The 22,753-nt window shown below is 34.1% G+C and carries 15 protein-coding genes and 1 tRNA gene; 4 read left to right on the forward strand and 12 right to left on the reverse strand.

Going from position 1 to position 22,753, the window contains the following annotated elements; all coding sequences use genetic code 11:
• Nucleotides 1-59 precede the first annotated feature (59 nt).
• Genes nadD through BMY96_RS04775 form a run of 3 tightly spaced genes read right to left on the reverse strand, consistent with a single transcriptional unit; the run spans nucleotide 60 to nucleotide 2,154 of the window.
• A complete protein-coding gene (nadD, locus tag BMY96_RS04765; RefSeq protein ID WP_092849726.1) occupies nucleotides 60-638 on the reverse strand; it encodes a nicotinate (nicotinamide) nucleotide adenylyltransferase in 579 nt (192 codons plus the stop codon).
• Nucleotides 639-647: 9 nt separating this feature from the next.
• Nucleotides 648-1,238, reverse strand: a complete 591-nt coding sequence (gene gmk / locus BMY96_RS04770; RefSeq protein WP_092849728.1) for a guanylate kinase — start codon at nucleotides 1,236-1,238, stop codon at nucleotides 648-650.
• Nucleotides 1,239-1,296: 58 nt separating this feature from the next.
• A complete protein-coding gene (locus BMY96_RS04775) occupies nucleotides 1,297-2,154 on the reverse strand; it encodes a YicC/YloC family endoribonuclease (RefSeq protein WP_092849731.1) in 858 nt (285 codons plus the stop codon).
• Between the two features lie 152 nt (nucleotides 2,155-2,306).
• On the opposite strand from BMY96_RS04775, the gene BMY96_RS04780 reads away from it, so the two are divergent.
• Nucleotides 2,307-3,428, forward strand: coding sequence for a formylglycine-generating enzyme family protein (locus BMY96_RS04780; RefSeq protein WP_092849733.1), 1,122 nt, complete (start codon nucleotides 2,307-2,309; stop codon nucleotides 3,426-3,428).
• A 35-nt stretch (nucleotides 3,429-3,463) separates the two neighbouring features.
• On the opposite strand, the gene bglX is transcribed toward BMY96_RS04780, so the two are convergent.
• From bglX to BMY96_RS04815, 7 genes are all read right to left on the reverse strand, one after another.
• A complete protein-coding gene (gene bglX, locus BMY96_RS04785) occupies nucleotides 3,464-5,779 on the reverse strand; it encodes a beta-glucosidase BglX (protein WP_092849736.1) in 2,316 nt (771 codons plus the stop codon).
• Between the two features lie 56 nt (nucleotides 5,780-5,835).
• Nucleotides 5,836-6,684, reverse strand: coding sequence for an endonuclease/exonuclease/phosphatase family protein (locus BMY96_RS04790; RefSeq protein ID WP_092849739.1), 849 nt, complete (start codon nucleotides 6,682-6,684; stop codon nucleotides 5,836-5,838).
• A 6-nt stretch (nucleotides 6,685-6,690) separates the two neighbouring features.
• Nucleotides 6,691-8,229 (reverse strand): glycerophosphodiester phosphodiesterase family protein, encoded by a 1,539-nt coding sequence (locus BMY96_RS04795; protein ID WP_245750542.1) that lies wholly within the window; start codon nucleotides 8,227-8,229, stop codon nucleotides 6,691-6,693.
• Nucleotides 8,230-8,382: 153 nt separating this feature from the next.
• Nucleotides 8,383-9,993 (reverse strand): RagB/SusD family nutrient uptake outer membrane protein, encoded by a 1,611-nt coding sequence (locus tag BMY96_RS04800; RefSeq protein WP_092849742.1) that lies wholly within the window; start codon nucleotides 9,991-9,993, stop codon nucleotides 8,383-8,385.
• An 8-nt stretch (nucleotides 9,994-10,001) separates the two neighbouring features.
• Nucleotides 10,002-13,079, reverse strand: a complete 3,078-nt coding sequence (locus BMY96_RS04805) for a SusC/RagA family TonB-linked outer membrane protein (RefSeq protein ID WP_092849744.1) — start codon at nucleotides 13,077-13,079, stop codon at nucleotides 10,002-10,004.
• Nucleotides 13,080-13,375: 296 nt separating this feature from the next.
• Nucleotides 13,376-16,162: a triple tyrosine motif-containing protein gene (locus BMY96_RS04810; RefSeq protein WP_092849747.1), complete on the reverse strand. Its 2,787-nt coding sequence runs from the start codon at nucleotides 16,160-16,162 to the stop codon at nucleotides 13,376-13,378.
• A 198-nt stretch (nucleotides 16,163-16,360) separates the two neighbouring features.
• A tRNA-Leu gene (locus BMY96_RS04815) sits at nucleotides 16,361-16,440 on the reverse strand.
• A gap of 147 nt (nucleotides 16,441-16,587) precedes the next feature.
• On the opposite strand from BMY96_RS04815, the gene BMY96_RS04820 reads away from it, so the two are divergent.
• Together BMY96_RS04820 and BMY96_RS04825 are read left to right on the forward strand one after the other, a co-directional pair.
• Nucleotides 16,588-17,529: a ribose-phosphate pyrophosphokinase gene (locus tag BMY96_RS04820; RefSeq protein ID WP_092849750.1), complete on the forward strand. Its 942-nt coding sequence runs from the start codon at nucleotides 16,588-16,590 to the stop codon at nucleotides 17,527-17,529.
• Between the two features lie 68 nt (nucleotides 17,530-17,597).
• Entirely contained in the window at nucleotides 17,598-18,230 is a 633-nt protein-coding gene (locus BMY96_RS04825; RefSeq protein ID WP_092849751.1) for a 50S ribosomal protein L25/general stress protein Ctc, read from the forward strand.
• Nucleotides 18,231-18,539: 309 nt separating this feature from the next.
• Here the strand turns inward: BMY96_RS04825 and BMY96_RS04830 are convergent, their stop codons facing one another.
• Nucleotides 18,540-18,929 (reverse strand): hypothetical protein, encoded by a 390-nt coding sequence (locus BMY96_RS04830; RefSeq protein ID WP_092849753.1) that lies wholly within the window; start codon nucleotides 18,927-18,929, stop codon nucleotides 18,540-18,542.
• Between the two features lie 384 nt (nucleotides 18,930-19,313).
• Here BMY96_RS04830 and pth point away from each other — a divergent pair, with 384 nt between their 5' ends.
• Nucleotides 19,314-19,880 carry an aminoacyl-tRNA hydrolase gene (pth, locus tag BMY96_RS04835; protein WP_245750543.1) on the forward strand — a complete coding sequence of 189 codons (567 nt, stop codon included), beginning with the start codon at nucleotides 19,314-19,316 and terminating at the stop codon, nucleotides 19,878-19,880.
• Nucleotides 19,881-19,950: 70 nt separating this feature from the next.
• On the opposite strand, the gene BMY96_RS04840 is transcribed toward pth, so the two are convergent.
• Complete coding sequence (locus BMY96_RS04840) at nucleotides 19,951-22,680, reverse strand: zinc-dependent metalloprotease (RefSeq protein ID WP_092849758.1); 2,730 nt, start codon at nucleotides 22,678-22,680, stop codon at nucleotides 19,951-19,953.
• Between the last annotated feature and the right edge of the window lie 73 nt (nucleotides 22,681-22,753).

Consider the following 22,753-nt stretch of genomic DNA (forward strand, 5'->3'; position numbering starts at 1 on the left):
AAAGTAAAAAACAACCTCAATAAAACCTACTTTTTTTGTAGAAATTTCTTTCGAAAATATTACCTGTAAAAATTCATCTCGTCCAAATACTCCCAAACATTTTTCGGTAACATAGGTTTGATGTTTTTACCGTCTTTTATAGCTTTACGAATAAATGTTGAAGAGAGCTGCATAATAGGGGCATCGATAGGATGTATTTTTTTATGCCCATTAAACTGGTTGTTTACCGTAGTGTTTGATATTCGAGGGTAAACATAAATGTGATGATTTTCTAGAATAACTTCATAGTTTTTCCACTTATGAAAACTATTTAGGTTGTCTTCGCCCATAATTAAAGAAAAATTGTGATCTGGATATTTTTCTTGTAAATGAGCAAGCGTGTTTACGGTGTAGTTTGGTTGCGGTAAGTTAAACTCAATATCACTGGCTTTTAACTTATCGTAATCCTTAGTAGCTTCATAAACCATTTCTAAACGCTGGTAATTATCAAGTAAACTACTTTTCTTTTTAAACGGATTATGTGGAGTAATTACAAACCAAACCTGGTCTAAATCGCTATATTCTGCCATGTGGTTTGCAATAACCAAATGCCCTATATGAATAGGGTTAAAAGAGCCAAAATATAAACCAATTTTCATTTTATTGTACTAGGAGTTTAAGAAGTCTGCTACTTGTTTTTCAGCTTCAAGTAGTGCTTTTTCTAGATCGTCATTAATAATTATAGTATCAAATAACGGAGCGGTGGCTAATTCGGCCGATGCTTTTGCAACACGCATATTTATTTTATCGGCACTTTCGGTTTTACGCTTTTTTAAACGTATTTTCAGTTCGTCTATGCTTGGTGGCTTAACAAAAATAGCAAGCGTTTGTTCTGGAAATTTTCTTTTAATTCGTAATCCTCCAGAAACATCAATATCAAAAATAACATTTTTACCAAGTGCCCAAATACGTTCAACTTCGGTTTTTAAAGTGCCATAAAAGTTATCGCGATACACTTCTTCCCATTCTAAAAAGTTATCCTCTTTAATATTGTTTTTAAATTCTTTGGCCGATAGAAAATAATAATCTTTACCATGCTCTTCCGTACCTCTTTTTTCTCTTGAGGTTGCCGATATTGAAAACTCTAAATTTAAATTTTCTTTGCCTAATAAATGCCTAACAATGGTAGTTTTACCAGAGCCTGAAGGCGCCGAAAACACGATGAGTTTGCCTTGTTTTTTTGTTTCTTTTTCTGCCACTTGTACGCTAATATTTTACAAATTACTGCCGACTAAAGACTGACTGCTGCCAGCTTTTTTAAAGTACGTTCAATAACTGTTCCTTAATTTTTTCTAATTCGTCTTTCATTTGCACCACCAGTTGTTGCATTGGTGCATAGTTACTTTTAGAGCCAATAGTGTTTATTTCTCTACCCATTTCTTGGCTTATAAAACCTAGTTTTTTTCCGTTAGAATCTTTAGTATTAATAGACTCCGTAAAGTAATTTAAGTGGTTTTTTAAGCGTACTTTTTCTTCTGTAATATCAAATTTTTCAATGTAATATACCAGTTCTTGCTCAAACCTGTTTTCGTCGTATTTTTCTTTTAATTCTTGAACACCTTTAAGTAAACGCTCACGAACACCTTCAACACGCTCGGGGTCCATAGTTATTATTTGCTCAAGTATATTTCCTATTGAAACCACACGATTGTTAAAGTCTTGCTCTAATACTTTGCCCTCATTTAATCTGTGTTGGTTTAAGGCGTCTATAGCTTTATGAATTTCAACTTCAATACTTTTCCACTCATTTTCATCTATTTCTTCACGTACAGTATTTAAAGCATCAGGAAAACGAACAGCCATTTTAAGTAATTCCAAGTCGTTTCCATCAACAACTTGTTTTAGTTGCTTCATATATTGTTTAACAACAGGCGTGTTTATTTGGGTCGATGTGTCTTCGGCAGTAGCTTCAACATAAATAGAGAAATCAACCTTTCCGCGTTCTAGTTTATCGGCAAGAATTTTTCTAATAGATAATTCTTTTTCTCTATATATAGAGGGCATTCTAGCATTTAAATCTAAATTTTTACTATTTAATGATTTAAGCTCTATAGTTATCTTTTTTGTTGGCAATTGCAAAACAGATTTACCATAACCTGTCATTGAATATATCATAAATGCTCGTATTTAAGTTGTGCAAAGGTAATTAAAACTAAAAGACTGAAAAGGTAATTACTTAATGTTAAAAAAAATAGTTTAAATGTATTATTTTGGGTTATAAGCCATTAAATAAATACATTTACCAATATAAATTGACAATTATAATAATGAGTAAAAATTCTGGTTTAGCTGTATTTGTGGTTTGCTTACTAGTTTTGTTTTCGTGCAAAAACAAGCAAACTGAAAGGGAAATTGATGTTGTTGAGTCAACCAAAGATGTTAACAACCAAATACCTAACGAGGTAAAAGAAAAGTTAATGTCTAATCCGCCAAATGGTATGGTTTGGATTCCTGGAGGTTCCTTTTTACAGGGCGCTGTAGATCAAGATGAAATGGCTATGAGTCATGAAAAACCGCAACACGCCGTATCGGTAGATGGGTTTTTTATGGATATTACAGAAGTTACCAATGCCGAATTTACCAAATTTGTTAACGAAACCAATTATATAACAGTAGCTGAACGTGAGATTGATTGGGAAGAGATGAAAAAACAACTACCGGAGGGCACACCAAAACCACATGATAGTATTTTACAACCTGGCTCGTTAATGTTTAAAAAAACAAAAACATCGGTTCCTAATTTGTATGATTTCTCACAATGGTGGCGCTGGGTAATTGGTGTAAATTGGAAACACCCTAGTGGTCCAGAAAGCTCTATTGAAGGTAAAGAAAACCACCCAGTAGTTCATATTAGTTTTGAAGATGCGCAAGCGTATTGCAAATGGGCAGGCAGACGCTTACCTACCGAGGCCGAATGGGAATACGCTGCAAGAGGCAAAAAAACAAGTGCTATTTATTTTTGGGGCGATGATAGGTCTGCGCTTTCAAAAATGGTAAATAGTTGGGAAGGCGAGTTTCCAGTAAATAACACCTTGCAAGATGGTTTTGAAAGAACGGCACCAGTAAAAAGTTATCCCCCAAACGATTTTGGATTATACGATATGGCAGGAAATGTTTGGGAGTTTACTACCGATTGGTATAACATTAATTACTACCAAGAGCTAAAATCTAGCAATAAAGATATTTTTAATCCGCAAGGCGCCGATAAGGCATATAACCCAAATATGCCGTACACACCAGAGAAAGTAATAAAAGGCGGTTCGTTTTTATGTAGCGATTCCTATTGTGCAAGTTACCGTGTATCTGCTAGAATGGGCACGAGTTTAGACTCGTCTGCAGAACACGTAGGGTTTAGAACGGTTGCAACTCCAGAGATGTTGGTTAAATAAAATTTAGTTATCCCTTTTTGTGAATACATATCGAATTAATCTACGACTGTAAATGATGCTTTTAAGTTAGTTGTGGAGTCTCCACCTACCCATACATTAAAATCGCCAGGTTCTACCTCCCACATTTTATTTATGGTGTAAAACTGTAATGTTTCTGCGTTTATGGTAAAATGGATGGTTTTGGTCTCGCCAGATTTAATCATTGTTTTTTTAAAACCTTTTAGTTCTTTAATAGGGCGAGTTATACTTCCAATTAAGTCTTTAATGTAAAGCTGAATGACCTCTTCGCCATCGCTATGTCCTGTATTGGTTACATCTACCGATACTTTTATTTCGCCATTAGTTGGCATTTCGGTTTTATCAAGCATAAGGTTTTTATACTCGAAAGTTGTATAACTTAAACCATAGCCAAAAGGGTACAAAGCTGTTTTAGGAGCATCTTGATAGCCGGAATATGTAACATGTTTTGGGCTTGACGGTCTTCCCGTCATTTTTTGGCTGTAGTATAAGGGTTCTTGACCAACATTATGCGGAAAGGAAACCGGTAATTTTCCGGAAGGATTGTAATCTCCAAATATTACATCGGCAATGGCATTTCCAGATTCGGAGCCTAAAAACCAGCATTCTAAAATGGAAGGTATGTGGTTTGCTGCCCAAGAAATATCCATTGGTCTTCCATTCATTAAAACAATAACCACGTTTTTATTCACTTGGTAAACCGCTTTTAATAACTCATTTTGAAGTCCTAAAAAACCAATATTAGACTGACTTCTACCTTCACCCGTTTGATAGGCATTTTCACCAATAGCTAATAATACAACGTCTGCTTTTTTTGCAGCTTTAACCGCAGCAGCAATTCCAGATTGGTCTGTATTGTTAAATTCTAGTGGATGTAAAAATTGGTTACTGCCTGGTTTAATGTTGGGTACAGTTAAATTAATACCTTTTTCGTAATGTATTGTAGTATTTTGTCCTACTGCGTTTTTAATGCCTTCCAGTAGAGAAACTGCAGAGTTTTGTTCTCCTTTTCCTCTCCAATTTCCTAATGGCGTATCTTTATCGTTGGCTAATGGACCAATAACGGCAATACTTTTAATGTTTTTTGATAAGGGCAATATATTAGTTTCATTTTTTAATAATACTATCGACTTTTTTGCGACATCGCGAGCAATTGCTAAATGGGCTTTTGTAAATACATTATTTTTTTCGCGCTCTTCATTACAGTATTTATATGGGTCTTCAAATAAGCCTAATTTGAATTTTACTCGTAATACTCTTTTAACGGCCTCATCTAACTGCGCTAAAGTTATTTTCTTTTCTTCTAGTAAGCTTTCTAGATGGGCTTCATAGGCATACGATTCCATATCCATATCGCTACCAGCATTCATTGCAATTTCAGAGGCATGTTTTTTGTCTTTAGCATAGCCATGATTTCTCATTTCTCCAATAGAACCCCAATCGGAAACTATAAAGCCGTCCCAATTCCAGTCTCTTTTTAAAATATCGCGTTGTAGCACTTTGTGTCCGGTTGCAGGAATACCATCAATCTCGTTAAATGAGTTCATAAAAGTTGCAACACCAGCTTTAGCAGCTGCTTTAAATGGCGGTAAAATGGTATTGTGCAACTCAAATTCGCCTACGTTAACGGTGTTATAATCTCGTCCAGCTTCGGCAAAACCGTAGCCTGCAAAATGTTTAGCACAGGCTGCTATGGTATTTGTGTTGGATAAATTATTTCCTTGAAATCCATTTATGCGTGCTACTCCAACCACTTTGTTTAAGTAAACATCTTCTCCTGCACCTTCCATAATTCTTCCCCAACGGGCATCTCTAGAAACATCAATCATTGGTGCAAAAGTCCAATGTATACCCGATGCGGCTGTTTCTTTAGCTGCAATTTCTGCCGTTTTTTTAATACTATTTAAATCCCAACTAGCAGTTTCTCCTAAAGGAATAGGGAAAATGGTTTTATAACCATGGATAACATCATACCCAAAAATTAAAGGAATTTTGAGTCGCGAATGATCCATAACAATTTTTTGAGTTTCGCGCGTAGTAGCTGCAGAAACAATATTTAACATAGAACCAACTTCACCTTTTTTTAGTTTTTCGAGTTTAAATTGGTCGTTATTTGAAGATGATGGTCCGGTAGCATCCCATTTACCGCTGTACTGCACTAATTGACCAATTTTTTCGTTTAAATGCATTAAGGCTAAAACCGAATCTACTTTTTGTTCTATAATCTTATCGCTGTTTGGAGTTGTTAAAGTATCGTTTATGCTAGATTTTGTAAGACTAGTTAGAAATATAACGAGTAAGACTATGGGAAAATAGGATAAGATTTTTTTCATTTGAAATGTGTTAAATAGGTCTTTTAAAGCGAGTTTTAATGGTTGTTTAACAGTATTTATTCTAAGTTTAGCTGAACATATACCGGGAAATGATCTGAAGGGTATTTTAAATTAACGTTGCTTGATAAAACGCCATACTTTTCAACCCGAATTCCAGAATTTTTAGAAAGCATTATATAATCAATTCTTCGTGTTACAGGGTCTGCAAATTTAAACCCATTAAAAGTTCCGTTAGGGCCAAAAGTTACTTTGGCTATCTCCTTAGAGTCTTGCATAGAATGCTTTAAATTGTTAATTAAATCGCTATTTGGTTCCACATTAAAATCTCCCATAATTATAACAGGATAATTTTGAGTATTAAGTTCTTCTATTTTATTAAGAATTAATTGCATACCCTGTTTTTGAGCTTCTTCTCCTTTATGATCTAAATGTGTATTAAATACCCATATTTTTTGGTTGTTACTGAGTGTGGTAAACAGGCCGTAAGTGCAAATTCTAGGGTAGGCGGCATCCCAACCTTTAGACACTTTATTTGGTGTATTAGACAACCAAAACGTGTTTTGGTACTCAACTTTAACTTTTTTAGAGTTGTAAAAAACAGATGAAAACTCTCCTTTTTCTCCACCATCGCGACCAATTCCGAAGGCTTTATAATCTAAAAGCGCCGATTTTAAATCTGCCATTTGGTTAGGTCTCGCTTCCTGTACACCTAAAATATCTGGGCTGTAGAATAATATTTGCGAACTTAAAAACTGGCTTCTGTTGTTCCATGCATTTTCACCATCGGTGGCGACATCTAGCCGTATGTTATAGGTCATTACACTAAGGTTTTGACTTTTTATTGCTGTTTTGCAGCTAGAAAAAGCTAAAACAGACACCCATAATACTTTTAAATAATGTTTCATTTTACTTTATTTTTTTTGGAAAACCCTAACGTAATCTATTAGCATTTGCTGCGGGAAAACGCTATCGTCAATACCTTTTCTTCCGCCTAACATACCGCCTACTGAAACATTTAGAATTAAATAAAATTCTTGATCAAAAGGCCACTCTGCAGTTGTTTTATGTTCGTTTTCAATATGATTATACACAACACCATCCAAGATGAAATCTATTTTCTCGGGGGTCCATTCTATTGCAAATACATGGAATGTGTCGTAAGGTTTATCAATAAAAATCTTTTTACCGCGCTGGGTGCCTTTTAAATGATTAAAGGCTTTGGTGTGTATAGTTCCAAATATAGAATCTGGATTAAAACCTACATGTTCCATAATGTCTATTTCTCCGCATTCTGGCCAACCCACTTCTTTTCTGTTGTTACCTAACATCCATATAGCGGGCCATAAGCCAACGCCTTTTGGTAGCTTAGCTTTAACTTCTATTCTGCCATATTTCCATGAGGCTAATCCTTTGGTGTTTAATCGTGCCGAGGTGTATTGGGCAGTATCAATTTCTGTTATATATTTTATCCAGCTTTTCTTTTTAATTTCGGGGTTGTTAAAATCTTTATTTGCTATTTTTTCTTTGTGCGCTTCAATAATTAAATGCCCTTTATCAACTCTAACATTTTTTAAGCTGTCTGTGTAGTATTGTTTTTCTCTATTGCTTAAAAAACCATCATTATATGCCCATTTGGTGCTGTCTGGTTTGCCTTTATAATTAAACTCGTCGCTCCAAACTAATTGGTACCCTTTGCTTGTTGGACTTTGCTTTATTTTTTTAAAAGTAAGTTCTGGTTCGTCTGTAGTGATATAATCAAAATTATTAGCTAAAAGCCAATTGATGTCGTCATTGTTATTGGCTACCCACGCATTTAATTTTAAGTTGTTTTCTTTAGCACTAGATATCCATTCTGGATGTATTTTGTATTTGTAAACTAAGTAGTCTAACCCTGAAATTCCATCGTCTTTTAATTGATTAGGGGATTTTGAGCCATCTAAATACTGGGTTTTAGCATTAGGGTCTAATTCCTTTATTTTTTTTAATATAGTATAACTAAAACTTATGTAGGATAAAATGTGGTTTTCGACCTTAAGTTCTTTTACTAATTTTATAGTTTTTTCTGCTATAAGTAGATTTTTTTCTTTGGTTTTTGCTGGTTTTAATTCGCAGACTAAGCCGGTAGAATCGTTGTTTTTAATGCCAGCAGAAATGTATTTTTTTAATGTTGGTAAGGTTTCGCCGTTTGAAAGTTTAAATTTTGAAAGTTCGGCATAGGTAGATTCTTCAATAATTAAAGAATTATAATCTTTATCGTGAGTTACAACAAGCACACTATCTTTAGTTATCCGAACATCAAATTCTGATCCTGTACAACCTAACTGAATGGCTTTTTTTAGTGCTGCAATGGAGTTTTGTGGTAATTGATTAGTTTTCCATGCACCTCGGTGTGCAATTACAACATTATTGGCAAACGCTATATTTTTTTTTGAGCTCGACTTACAAGCCATAAGACTTATAAAAATTAATGTTGAAATACATATGTTTTTGCAAATGCTCATAAAGAAATACAGAATTATAAGTTTAAAAAATATAAATAATTATAACACCTAAGGACACTTGTAGTTGCCCTTAGGTGTTTTTAAATAAGGTGTTATTAAGGTTTAATAGCCATCATTTTGAGGGTAATTAGGACCTAATAAATCTAAATCTATTTGAGCAATTGGCCAATTAATATAGTGTGGTTGCCAATTTGTTCTTGGATCTTTAGAGCCTAAATTAGCAGGAAAGTATTCTCCATCGCCTGCATAATTTGTTATTTGAAAGTCTATAACCTCTTGCCCCATACGTTTTAAGGTAAACCAACGCTGCCCTTCAAAGGCTAATTCTCTAGCGCGTTCATCTAAAATAGTTTGTTGGTTTACAGATGTTACTGGTTGCGCACCAGCTCGCGTTCTTACTGCGTTAATGTAAGGTAAAGGATCTCCTGTAGATCTCATAATAGCTTCGGCTGCAATTAAGTAGGTTTCTGCTAACCTATAAACTGTAATATTACTTCTGTTTAGGTAAGAGTCTGGATTATCGTCTTCTTGGGCAAATTTTATGCATGATGGATGCATTCTTTGGTAATACCTTGCGTAATCAGTGCTAGGGTTATCTAGATCTGTTATAGGCGCATAGTCATCTAGTTCTTCGCCAATTCTGTCTCCAGAAGTATAATAATATTTAAGTCTGAAGTAAGTATCATCATCTCTAGTGTCATTAGGGTCTTCGGCTAAAAGATTTAATAAATATAGATTAGGTAAAATACGAGAGAACCCTCTTCCGCCTTGTTCTATATTTGCTTCAATACCCGAAATTTGAAAATATTGAGTTACATAATTAGCATTCATCATTGTAGTATTGCCACCGCCTAACAAATCGTCTTCAGCTTGAATTACGAATAAAGACTCCGAGTTGTTTCTGTTGCCAGCAAAAACCCCCGCTGTGCTAGATACTAAGCTGTGTGGTGAGTCTGGACCTTCAATAACATCTAAAGCTTGATTTTTAGCTTCTACCCAATCGCCTTGCCACATGGCAACCTTGGCTTTTACATGTTTAGCGGTTCCTTTAGTAACACGTCCAAAGGTATCTGTCCACTCTAAATGTTCTACTGCAAAATCTAAGTCGCTATTAATAAGGGCAAATATGTTTTCTTCAGAAGATTTGTCGTTTACAACATTAAATGCATTTTCCACAGTAACTGTTTCTGTGTTAACATAAATGTTGTTAAACATTCTATATAAATAAAAATAAGAGTGCGCTCTAAAAAATTTAGCTTCGGCAAGTACTTGGTTTTTTACATCTTCATCAATTCCATTAGCAACTTCGGCTGCATTAATAATGGCTGTAGCTTTATTAGTCATGTTATAAAAGTGTTTCCAAAATAGTGAAGAAACAAAATTGGCGCCTTGATCTACTGGCGAAACACCTCTTTCGTATCTGCCCATTAATCCGGTATACCCCGTTCTGCTAAACGCCAAGTCGCTTCTAGACGACATAAGTACAGCGCCCATAAAATCTTCTGTGCTTCTTTGGTAACGGTCTCTTTCAAATTTATATAAACTTACAACGCCAGATTTTAAACCTTCTTCTGTAGTATAAATATAGTCTGCATCAATGGATGTGCTTGGGTTTTCCTCTAAGAAATCTTCGCAGGAAACTGCAAAAATTAATAGTATAAGTAGCAAACCTGATCCTTTTAATTTTTTATAAAAATTTTCTGTATTCATCATTTCTTTTTTTAAAATTTAACTCTTACACCAAAGGTGAAACTTGTGGCATCTGGATACCCAGTATCTGCACTAGAAAATGTTGGTCTTATGTTTACTTCTGGGCTGTAGCCTATGTAATCTGTATTTGTAAATAAGTTAGTTCCTGTTACATAAAACCTTATCATGTCTAAATCTAACTTACTTGATGCTTTTTCTGGTAAGGTATACCCTAAACTTAAGGTTCTTAATCTTACGTAAGATGCATCTTTAATCGCTAAAGAGTTTAAGTATAATGGTGTAGAATCGAAATTTGCTCTTGGGTATGAATTAGAGGGATTCTCTGGTGTGTAATAATCTACTTTAACACCATTTAGTTTACCAGATATTGTTCCTCCGTTATTAAAATCGGATAAAAATGGGTTTACTTTTGTGGCACCTTCTACAACATAGAAATCGACTAATAAATCGAAACCTTTATATTCGAACGTTGTTGAGAATGAGCCAAACCAATCTGGGTTTTGGTCTATAAAAACTCTGTCTTCTGGAGTTATTTTGCCGTCGGGACCAGAGGTTATATTACCTTCTTCATCTACACCGTTAACATCTTTAATTTTAATATCTCCAGGGCTTAAATTATCTTGAGTTAGAGAAGACTCTGGGTTGGCTTGAGCGGCGTTTTCAAAATCGTCGCCTTCTTGCCAAATACCATCAAATGCGTATTGGTAAATAACACCTACAGGTTGTCCAACATAATAATTGTATGTGTCGTCTCGGGTTATGTTATCGCCATTACCATCGGTGTAAAGTTCAATAAGTTTATTTTTATTGTTAGACCAGTTTGTAGAAACCGACCATTTAAACTTATCGTTATTAATAATATTTGCAGTTAAACCTAGCTCGATACCTGTGTTTTGTAATTCGCCTGCATTAAAGTATGTAAAGGTGTATCCTGTTGTAGAAGGTACGGCCCTTCTTAATAAAAGGTTTTTTGTTCTGGCATCGTACCAGTTAATATTACCAGTTAAACCTCTTTTAAAGAGAGAGAAATCTAAACCAATATTTGCTGTTGTAATTCTTTCGAACTTTAAATCTGGATTTGGTAAAATTGTTGAAGGTGAAAAACCGGATGCCGATTCGCTATCAAAAATATAAGGTTCTGGATCGGCAGTAAAAAGTGATGTATAAGGAATTCCTAAATCGTTTACTAAAGAACCGTAACTTAATCTTAGTTTTAATTCTTGAATAGCATCTACATTTTCTAAAAAGCTTTCATTATGCATTTTCCATGCAAAAGAACCTGCAGGGTTATAGCTCCATTCTTTACCTACCCCGTTTAACGATGTGCCATCTGCTCTTATGGTACCCGTAAATAAATATTTATCCATTAAGGTATAACGTGCTCTGACCATATAGGATAGATAGTTAATTTTATCGGAATCGCGTTCTACACTAAGGTTGCCAATGGCACTTGCAATACCATTATACCCGTTGTCTTCGTTTGTAAATCCTTGACCTTCGGTAAAAGTTCTTCTTACATCATCTTCTTGTGCAGATTGAACGAGTGTAACATTAAGCTTATTATTTTCATTTATTTCTTTATCATAGGTTAAAATGTTTTCTACTAAGAATGATTCTCTTAACCTGCTATCTATTCGTGCAATGCCACCTACATCGTCTCCGGCAGAACTTAAAGACGACTGGTACTGTCCTCTCTCAGAAGTACGTCTAGTCATGTTTGCTTTTAATTGGTAGGTTAAGTTGTTTGTAATTTTCCAGATTGGAGTAATGTTTATTACAAAGTCGTTCCCTGTTTCTTCGTTGTTTTGCTCACGTAAGTTCCATAATGGGTTTACTGCCGATAATTCTTCGCCACTTGGAAAACGTGCTATACTACCATCGGGGTTATAGGCGCTACCTAAAGGAGAGGTTGTAATAACGTTTACGTTTGCAGCTCTGTCTGTATTATCGTTTAAAAGGTTTAAATCGAAATTAACAGAAAATTTGTCGTTTATTTTCTGATCTACATTTAAGCGTAACGTTTTTCGTGTATAACTAGAAGTAGGTATTAAACCATCTTCTTTAAAGTAGTTAATACTACCAAAAACCTTTGTTAATTCTGTACCGCCACTAACACTTATGGCTTGACTATTAACCAAACCGTTACGCATTAATTCATCTTCCCAATCAACAAAATTGCCATTGGCTATGTTTTCTAATTCTATTTCAGAAAAAATATCTTCATCATTAGGGTAAGTATCATCGTCTCTGTTAGTTCTTACAGCTTCTCGTCTTAATTGTGTAAACTCTTCTCCGCTGTAAACATCAAAATTACGTTCTATAGTTTTTGTAGTAACAAAACCATGGTAACTTACACTTACTTTGCCTGCTTTACCACGTTTAGTAGTTATTAATACCACACCGTTAGCACCTCTAGACCCGTAAATAGCTTGTGCCGATGCGTCTTTAAGGAATTCTATAGATTCAATATCGTCTGGATCTATATCCTCTATACCATCGTCTCTTATTATACCATCAACCACATAAATAGCACTTAAATTACCTTCAATAGAACCTTGTCCTCTAAAAATAATGTCTGATGTTCCACCTGGTCTTAATGTACCACCTCCAACATTTACTTGAAGACCGGCAATTCTACCCCTCAACATTTCATTAACATCGGATGTTGGTGATAGTGTTGCTTTTGATAAATCGGTTATAGCAACCGCATTTACAATATCGCTTTTCTTTTGAGTACCGTAACCTACCACTACAACTTCGTCTAGGATGTTTTCATCTTGTTCTAACAGAATAGTTATTTGATTGGAGGTTATTGGAGTTTCCTTTGTTTTATAACCCACATAAGAAACAACCAATAGAGTTGCGTTATTGTTTAAGCTTAATGAAAAGTTTCCATCAAAATCTGTGGATAAGCCATTACTAGTTCCTTTAATAAGTACAGTTGCTCCTGGTAAAGGCATGTTATCTGCTGCCGATAGCACAGTACCTGTTATTGTTTGTTCTGTTTGTGCAATGATTCCTGTAGAAACAGAAAAACATAATATACAGAACAGTACTTTAATTTTTTGATAACAAATTTTAAATTTCATACAATGGTTGTTTTAGTTTAGTGTCAAAATTATAGTTTGATAGAATTTTAAGAAGATATTCAAAATTAACTGTTTGTTAAAGTTATCTGTAGAGGCCAATAATTCAATAATTTTTAAGCCGATAAAAAACGAACATTGTAATTATAAAGTGTATTAATTGTAAAATAATGAGCCAAAAAGCCTGTAAATACTATAATGGTAAAAAAACCATAAAATTTGGTTTAAACCCTTTAAAACAAAGGGTTTTGTGTGCTTGTAGTGGTAATGTCGTGGTAAAAAGAGTTTTTGTAGTGTTACTAGAACTTTAAGATATAGTTAACAAGGCCATTGTCGTGCTCTAAACCCAGTTTTTTTCTTAATCGGTAACGTTTAGTCTCAACACTTTTTACAGAGATATTTAATAAAGGAGCCATTTCTTTTGAAGATAAATTAAGACGTAAGTAGGCACAAAAACGTAAATCGTTTGGTGTTAAATCTGGGTGTACTTGTTTAATTTTTTCTAAAAAGTCTTTATCTGCATTGTTAAATGCCTGCTCAAAAAAGGACCAATCTTTGGAGTCGTTTAAATTGCTTTCTACCAGTTTTATGGCTTCGGCATTATTAGCGTCTTTACTTTTCTTTAATTCTTTTTTTATTTTGTTTAATACCCTATTCTTTTTAATAATACTCATGGTAGATATTGCAAGCTCTCTGTTTTTATTCTCAATATCTTGATTTAATTTTTCATTTTTCATTTGCATAATAATTTGCTTGTTTTTTAACTCTTTGTTTTTAAGCATTTTATTATAATAGTTTTTGTAAATACTATGTGTTAAAATAGCAATGGTTATAAGTAATAAAAGGTATATGCACCAAGCTAAATTAGATATGTACCAGGGTTTGTTAATAGTAAATTTATAAGAGGCAATATTACTAGACAGTTTGTTGCCCACTTTTGCTCTTACTTGAAAATGGTAATCGCCATGCGAGAGGTTTTCGAAACTTATTTCTGCTTTATTGGACCATTCGCTCCATTTATTAATATTTCCATTTAATTTAAATTGGTACTCCACATCTACATACTTTTCATATTCTGGAACCGAATAATTGAATGTTAATATGCCGTATTTATAATTAAAATCTCCTGAATCTTGAAGCGATATTTTTGTTGTTAAATCTTGGTTTATATCGGTGTTTAAAACAGAGTTTAAATGAACAGCATAGTGGTCGCTATATGTTACGTTATCGAGGTTAAGTTTTAAATAACCATTGGCGGTTCCTAAAATATAAGTGTTATGTGTAATGTTTTCAATATTTTCAAATCCTAGAGCGCCTCTTCTAAATTTAGAAGGTAAAGGTAAATTTGTTATTGTAATGTTATTAGTAAGGTTATCATTGTTTATAAAGCTTAAGTTTTCCTTTGAAAATAACCATAGCCTTTTGTTTAAATCAACTACCATTTTGCCAGAAATGTAATGGTTTGATAAGGCTAATTTACTTAATGTAGAGTCTTTTTTAAATGTTTGCAAGCTATCATTAAGTTTAAAAACACCACTATTGGACATGTATAGCATTTGATCTCTGTATGTTATTAAACTAGAGTTTTTGCCTTTGGGTAAACCTTGTTCTTTAGTAACTTTTATAACTTGGGTTAAGCTGTTGTTTAATGTAAGTTTATAGACACCTTTGTATTCATGATTTACCCATATTTGATTAGAGTTGGTAAATTCAAAATATCTAGAAGAATTATTAAAGCCCTTTATTTTATTTCTTAGTGTCCAATTGTTGTTGGTCTTTTCTAAGACATAAATACCATCATAATTACCTTGTAGTAGTAAGTTATCTTGGTTAGGCACGTTTTTAAAATTCCAGACTCCTAAATAATCGCTTATTTTTTCAACCTTGTCTTTATTTACTAAAAATCCACCCAGATGGTGCCCACAAAGTAAATGGTCGTCATTGTAATTATATAAACTCCAAACCTGACCAGCAGTACCTTTTATAAATTTAAAACCATCATTTACAGCGCCTAATTTTCTATAAAACAATCCCTGGTTTGTTCCTAAATACAAATAGTCTTTAAATACTTTGGAGGCATAAACGGTTCCTAAAACACCATCATAATCAATAAACGTTTTAATTGGCGAGGTTACATTTATGCAATCTAAACCATTGTCTAAGCCAGCCCAAACATTATGGTTACTATCTTCAAATAAAGATAATACCGTATTGTTACTAAGCCCTTTTTTTTGATTTATTATATAATCTATTTGGCCATCTTTGGTTATGTGTAAAATGCCTTTAGATATAGTCCCAAGCATATAACTCTTATCACTTAATTGTATAGCGCTAAACACACTTAAATTTTTTAGAGTATTTAAGGACGGAATGCGCCATGAAATTAATGTATGACCTTCAATTTTATAAAAACCAGATTTTCTGGTTAAAAGAAATAGGTTTTTATTGTTTTCAAAAACATTAATAACTCTATCGTTTAACGTAATAGCATCATTAACTAATAGTTTTGGTTTGCCGTCTTCAATGGTATATAGGCCTTCGTTATCTACGTGATAATAGATGCGGTTATCAACTTTAAATATTTTATAAATTAAATTTTTCGAGGTTATTATTTTAAATTCTTCTGTAGTCGTGTTATAAAAATAGATGTGTTTTCTCCCTTGAAAAGTTACCCATTCCTTGTATTCAATAATATCCCAAATTTGCTCATCAATCAATACATTACTATCCAGTTTTGATACTAATGATGTGTATTCTAAAACGCCAAAGTTATTTTTTTGCCAAAACCCAAAGTCTGAATAGCAACCCGTATAAACCCTTTCCTTAATAGCGTTTACCGATCTAACTATGGTATTGTTAGGCGATGGGTATACCGTCCAATTGTTTCCGTTGTACTCAAGTAGTCCTTTATTATTTGCGGCATATATAAAATTGTTGGCGCCTTGAGAAACCATCCAGTTTTGGCTATCGGCACTGTAATCTACAGGTGAAAATTTTTGAATGGGTGGTAATTCTTGTCCAATTAACTTAGCGTTCACTAGTAAAACAATGAAAAAAGTAAAAGCTATTTTTAAAATAATTTTCATAAAAATTGGTGCTCAAAAACCGAAGTTATATTTTATTGCATGAATACAATTTAAGAAGTTTTAAATGTAATCTTAGGCAAACCTTATAATTTTCGAGTATTAATCCTGTTTTTTAGTTGTTATTTTTTTGTAACATTAGTTTAGTAGCTAATAAATTACTAGAAAAAAAGGCTACAACAGTAATGTCATAGCCTTTTGTACTCAAGGCGGGAATCGAACCCGCACTCCGAAGAATCGGATTTTGAATCCGACGTGTCTACCAATTCCACCACTTGAGCAGTAATAGGATCGCAAAAATATAGTTTTTTTCGATATTATGCGCAAAAATACTACGCATTATACATTTTAGATAAAAATAAATGCATAAATTTGCACCTCGTTAAAAAATAGCTAGTGTTTGCGCACTAAATAACAACACGTTAACTATGCCAATTGTAATTACAGAAGCCAAAATTTTTGCATGTACACAAAGTAAAGTTTTAGGCGAAAAAATAGCCAAAGCATTTGGTGCAGAACTGGGTAAGGTTATTACATCTACCTATAGCGATGGCGAGTTTCAACCTTCTTACGAAGAATCTATTAGAGGAACTCGTATTTTCATTATAGGATCTACCAATCCAGGACCAGAAAACTTAATGGAAATGTTGTTAATGATAGATGCAGCAAAACGAGCATCGGCAAGACACATAACAGCGGTATTACCGTATTTTGGTTGGGCAAGACAAGACAGAAAAGATAAACCTCGTGTGCCAATTGCAGCAAAATTAGTGGCAAAAATGCTAGAAGCCGCAGGAGCAACACGTATTATTACTATGGATTTACATGCAGATCAAATCCAAGGGTTTTTCGAAAAACCAGTAGATCATTTATTTGCATCAACCATCTTTTTACCATATTTAAAAAGCCTAAACCTAGATAATTTAACTATTGCATCACCAGATATGGGAGGTTCAAAAAGAGCCTATGCCTATTCTAAAGCCTTAAAAAGCGATGTTGTAATATGTTATAAACAACGAGCAAAAGCCAATATCATTTCGCATATGGAGCTTATTGGTAATGTAGAAGGTAAAAATGTAGTGTTAGTAGACGATATGGTTGATACAGCCGGAACACTAACAAAAGCAGCCGATTTAATGATGGAGCGTGGTGCACTTAGCGTAAGAGCCATTTGTACACACCCTATTTTATCTGGTAAAGCTTACGATAATATAAACAACTCAAAATTAGAAGAACTTATAGTAACAGACTCTATTCCTGTAAAGCCTTTAAGCGATAAAGTAAAGGTATTAAGCTGTGCAGATTTATTTGCGCAGGTTATGGATAAAGTACATAACAACCAATCTATAAGTTCAAAATTTGTAATGTAAAAAGACGCTAAGTAAAAAGCTTAAGCGCATCAAAAAAGAGTATTAATTAATAATTATAAATAAATAAAATGAAATCAATTACAATCAACGGATCTCAAAGAGAAAGCGTGGGCAAAAAAGCAACAAAAGCCTTACGTAATGCTGGTCAGGTTCCTTGCGTATTATACGGAGGAGACAAGCCAGTGCATTTTTCTGCACCAGAACTAGCTTTCTCTAAACTTGTATACACGCCAAATGCGCATACAGTTGTGATTAATTTAGAAGGTGGCGAGGTATTAAATGCAGTACTTCAAGACATTCAATTTCATCCATTAACAGACAGAATCTTACACATAGATTTCTATCAGTTGTTTGATGATAAAGAAATAGCTTTAGATATACCAGTACAACTTGTAGGTAACTCTAGAGGTGTTAAAAACGGTGGTGTATTAAGAAAAAACAACCGTAAATTACGTATTAAAGCTTTACCAGCAAACTTACCAGATTTTATAGAGATCGACATTACGCCTCTTAAAATTGGAGATAAAGTTGCAGTAGGCGATTTACCAAGTGGAGATTACACATTCCTGCACTCAGACAATACAGTAGTATGTCAAGTAAGAACATCTAGAACAGCAGTAGCAGACGATGATGAAGAAGAAGTAGAAGCAGGAGATGTACCAGCTACAGAAACTGATGATACAGCTGCAGTACAAGAATAAACAAGTATAGCACATTAATATAAAAGCATTCCAATATTTTGGGATGCTTTTTTGTTTTTACAACATTTTAATTAGGGCGCTACCGTACCCTTCGTTTATGCTCAGGGTAAGCGGTCGGGCTATCCAATACAAGTCCTCGCACCTCCTGCGTCGGGCTGTGGGCTTTCCATTACTATCCCTAGCGCGGGTATACCTGCTGTGTTTATGCTCAGGAAGCACTTAATACTTATCTCTAAAATTTTTAACTTTAATAGTTTGGCTAAGTGTTTAATACGTTTATTTGTTTTATAGGTGTGTTAAAACGTTTTTTTAATTCCATTCTACGTTCAGTTTTTCCAATTTCGTATTCAATTCAGTGAGTGATTTCGGGTCAATTATTTGTGTATTGATGGTTAATTCTTTTTCGTCAGTTTTTAAGATGTAATCTCCCGCAAACTTTTTAATCCGTTTTATTTCAGTTAAATTTAGTTTTTTTCCGAACGGACTATTCACTTTAATAATTCCGTTTTCAATAGTCAAGTATTTATTTTGTTTCTGATAAAAATAGATTGAAAGATACGCTAGTGAAATCACAAGCCAACCATAATCAGTCCAATTCATTTTTTCTTTCGTAAAATCAGAAATAAAGAACCAAGCTAACCATATAATTCCTACAATTAAATTAATATTCAGATGTCTTTTTTTATATCGTATTCTCATTTTCAAATGTGTTACAACTAGTAATATACGCTCTTATATCACTCATATCCCGTAAATAAATTTGATATAGCAATTTTTGTATTAGCGTTATCTTGTAAAGATAATTTTTTTTTGGAAGAAAAGGAGTGTTAAAACCCCTTCCTTATAATCGTCGCGTGTAGGTTATCAAAATTATACCAACAAATATTTAGTTTGCTTTTACCTGTAAGGTTTTCGAATTAAAAGAGGTTTCTAAAAAACATTAAAGCACACTAATTACATAGCACTCAATTTTAAAAAAACCCTTATTTTTGGCATGTTTAATGTATTTTAGCTTTTAAAAATATGTGGCAATCTTTCTTAAATATATTTAAAAAGATAAATTATATAGAAGAACAAAATCCTATGAAAAAATTTTTAATCGTTGGTTTAGGCAACATTGGCGAGAAGTACGAAAACACACGGCACAATATCGGGTTTAAAGTGCTCGATCATTTTGCAAATCAAGAAAACCTAAGCTTCGAAACCCAAAAATTAGGCGATGTTACCACGTATAAATTAAAAGGTAGAACCTTTTTGCTTTTAAAACCAAGTACTTACATGAATTTAAGCGGAAAGGCCATCCAGTATTGGTTAACAAAAGAAAAAATACCTTTAGAAAACCTACTTGTAATAACAGACGATTTAAACCTGCCCTTTGGAAGCATACGTGTAAAAACTAAAGGTAGCGATGGCGGTCATAATGGTTTAAAGGATACACAAAACACCTTAAACACTAATAAGTATAACCGTTTTAGGTTTGGTATAAGCGACGCCTTTAGTAAAGGCAGGCAAGTAGATTATGTGTTAGGAGAATGGACACCCGAAGAAACAGCAAAACTTAAAGAGCGCCTAGATAAAGCATCAGAAATAATAAAATCGTTTGGTTTAGCGGGCATAAATAATACCATGAATACGTTTAATGGTAAATAAAAAAGGAAGGTTTTTTAAATCTTCCTTTTTTATTTAATAACACCTTTTAGGTTGGCCTAAAGCGCCTGTATTACTCAATAATTATTTTTTTGGTTGCTTGTTTAATACCATCGGTAATATTTAAAATATACATACCGGCTTGTACGTTGTTTAATTTTAAAGTTTCTTCAAAGTTGCTGCCACTTGCGTATGTGTTGTTATAAATAACGCGTCCTCTTAAATCTACAAGATTTACTTTAATACTATTGGATTCGGCACTATTTAGCTTAATGGTAAACTCACCTTTGTTTGGATTTGGGTAAACCATTAAGTCGTTAAACGTAAAGCTTTTGGTATGCAGCGGCATTAATTCTAAGGTGCAAACTTCAATAGACCAACTGTTTAATATTCCTACGTCCGCAGCTCCGGAATCGCCAACTGCTAACAACCAATTTCCATTAGCTAACTCACCATTCCATGAGCTGAGCGAAACCGATGGGGATTTCATAGTTAAGCCATCACCTGTAGAGTTACAATCAAATTCAGATCCGTTATCGGCAAATGTAACAACTAGGTTAGTGTCTTCATCTTGGCAAGGAGTATAAGATTCTAAAACGGTTATTAAGTTCAATTCCGGGCTTTGCAAACCTAATAAAATATCACCAGGCCAGTTATGCGATATGTTTACGCTAAGTTTAATTTGCGATACAGTTCCCGTGGCGGGCACATTTACAAATGATACTTCGGTAAAGTCACTTCCATTATCTGTTATAGTTAGTGGTAAATTAGGATCTGTAGAGTTGTATGTTGTACATGTTTCTACAATGCTATAACCAATAGCAAAATCTTCGGTGTTTATAGCGAAAAATATATTGCCCTCAGCCTCAACCATTACTCTACAAAAAGCCGACAATTCATTAGGAACAGTAATATCATAAGATCCATTGTTAGGAACGTTATTGGCTAAAACCGTATCATAATTTAAGCCACCATCGGTAGATAGTAGTATGTTTACATTAGCTGTATTAACACCATTTCCTGTGGTTCCGGCTACATCCCACGTTATCGTTTCGGTTGTGCCTGGAGACCAACTAATACCAGTTGTGTTTTGCGAGGTCACTAAAAAAGGTCCAGCGTTTGAGGTGGTGGTAACGGTCATGCCATCGGTTGCCGTTTGTCCGCCATCTTCAATATTATCTCTTACGGTTAACTGAAAGTTTATAGCTCTATCAACAGCGGCTAATTTCTCCCAGGTTGTAGATCCGGCACTAGTTTTTAAATCCTGTAAATTAGGTATGTATCGCGTTGTATTAGTTGTTCCTTCAAAAGAGCGTACTAAAGGACCGGTAGTATTAGTTTCTTGAGGCAAACCTGCAGCTCCTAAATCGTATTGTTCCCAGGTGTAGGTATGCGATGCTATACCATCGGCATCTGTTGAGGATCCTATTAATTTATAAGGTGTAGAAATAGGAATGGTATAATTTGCCCCGGCATTTGCCGTCGGTGCGCTGTTTGTTAGTGTGGTTTCAGTACCACAAGTACTAACACCAGTGGTTATATTATCCCAAATCATTTGGATGCTTTTTTGATGAAAATAAACATCGCTCTGCGATTGTATATTTTGCGGCGAACATAAGCCCGCATAAGCCATTATTGTGCTACCGCTTCCAGGTTCGTAGGCATTACTAGCTTCTCGGTTACCAGCACAATTGCTAGTACTACCATTAAATGTGTGTGGTGCTCCAAATTGATGTCCCATTTCATGCGCTACAAAATCTATATCGTAGGCATCGCCAACTGGTAGCGCCGATCCTGTAATACCCATTGCTTTGCTAGCGGTAACACATGGTGAATTTAAAGAGGCTAAACCACCACCGCCAGTGCTAAATGTATGGCCTATATCGTAATTAGCAGTTAGAATAGCATTATCTATTTCAACCTGACTTTCATCTATTAAAAGGTCGGCATCGTCATTAGTAAAGTTATCCGAGTCAATAAAAATAAGATCTGTATTATCTACCATAACCATTTTTAAGGCTAAATCCTTTTGAAAAAGTCCGTTAACACGAGTCATAGTGGTAACCATAGCTTGTAAAACAGCATTTTTTTTATCCGCTTCAGAATCGGCAGCATTTAATCCTGCGGCTGTCCAATGGTATTCAGAGTACTCTACAGTACAAGCTAGGGCTAACCTAAAAGTTCTTAATTTACTATCGTTAGCATTAAGTAATTTTGCACTATGGTTCGTGTCCTTTGCTAGCGTAAAATCATCTGGAACATAACACTCAAAACCTTGTTTTAAAGCTGGTAAATCACCTTTGCTATAAGCTATATAGGTGTTGTTTTTAGTGTATGGGTCTAGAAATTGAGTGCCTTTACCTGTAGATAGTGCCATGGCATGCAAACCTTGTGGTGTAACACTAAAGTTTATTGTAGATGCTGGGTTTTTAATATTTTTACCCACATAAGTTCTAATTTCTGGATGTTTTTCTTGAAACGCTGGTTCTAAAATAGAAGACTCCTTAATGCTGTATTTATCAAATCCACCTTCACTATTTGGAAATTCAATTATTTGATTTTCAGTAATTTTACCCGAGTTTTTTTTTGAAACCAGACTTAACTTAGTTTTAAGTTGGTTTATATCTAATGTATAAATAACCGATTTTCTAGGTTCGGTTTTTCTGTTTATTTTTTTTCCTGCTAAAGCTTCTTTAGCCGAAACCTGAGACCAAATAGTACTTGTGTTTTGTGCAAAAACAGAAGTCGTTAAAAAGATGAAAAGTAGTAGGTAAAAACAATTTTTAAGGTAAAAATGTTTCATAATAGTTTAAATTAGATTTTTTACGGGATGCTAAAAATAGGCTGTAAAAGTATCATTTGCAAAAATTTAACTC

This window comes from Algibacter pectinivorans, assembly GCF_900112595.1.
GTDB classification, from domain to species: Bacteria; Bacteroidota; Bacteroidia; order Flavobacteriales; family Flavobacteriaceae; genus Algibacter_B; species Algibacter_B pectinivorans.

Excerpts from the sequence above, each read along its gene's own strand:
- BMY96_RS04805 (WP_092849744.1), bottom strand. The coding sequence starts at position 13,079 with ATGAAATTTAAAATTTGTTATCAAAAAATTAAAGTACTGTTCTGTATA.
- bglX (WP_092849736.1), bottom strand. The coding sequence starts at position 5,779 with ATGAAAAAAATCTTATCCTATTTTCCCATAGTCTTACTCGTTATATTT.
- BMY96_RS04795 (WP_245750542.1), bottom strand. The coding sequence starts at position 8,229 with ATGGCTTGTAAGTCGAGCTCAAAAAAAAATATAGCGTTTGCCAATAAT.
- BMY96_RS04780 (WP_092849733.1), top strand. The coding sequence starts at position 2,307 with ATGAGTAAAAATTCTGGTTTAGCTGTATTTGTGGTTTGCTTACTAGTT.
- BMY96_RS04830 (WP_092849753.1), bottom strand. The coding sequence starts at position 18,929 with ATGAGAATACGATATAAAAAAAGACATCTGAATATTAATTTAATTGTA.
- BMY96_RS04825 (WP_092849751.1), top strand. The coding sequence starts at position 17,598 with ATGAAATCAATTACAATCAACGGATCTCAAAGAGAAAGCGTGGGCAAA.
- BMY96_RS04840 (WP_092849758.1), bottom strand. The coding sequence starts at position 22,680 with ATGAAACATTTTTACCTTAAAAATTGTTTTTACCTACTACTTTTCATC.
- BMY96_RS04790 (WP_092849739.1), bottom strand. The coding sequence starts at position 6,684 with ATGAAACATTATTTAAAAGTATTATGGGTGTCTGTTTTAGCTTTTTCT.
- BMY96_RS04820 (WP_092849750.1), top strand. The coding sequence starts at position 16,588 with ATGCCAATTGTAATTACAGAAGCCAAAATTTTTGCATGTACACAAAGT.
- nadD (WP_092849726.1), bottom strand. The coding sequence starts at position 638 with ATGAAAATTGGTTTATATTTTGGCTCTTTTAACCCTATTCATATAGGG.
- BMY96_RS04800 (WP_092849742.1), bottom strand. The coding sequence starts at position 9,993 with ATGATGAATACAGAAAATTTTTATAAAAAATTAAAAGGATCAGGTTTG.
- BMY96_RS04775 (WP_092849731.1), bottom strand. The coding sequence starts at position 2,154 with ATGATATATTCAATGACAGGTTATGGTAAATCTGTTTTGCAATTGCCA.
- pth (WP_245750543.1), top strand. The coding sequence starts at position 19,314 with ATGAAAAAATTTTTAATCGTTGGTTTAGGCAACATTGGCGAGAAGTAC.
- BMY96_RS04810 (WP_092849747.1), bottom strand. The coding sequence starts at position 16,162 with ATGAAAATTATTTTAAAAATAGCTTTTACTTTTTTCATTGTTTTACTA.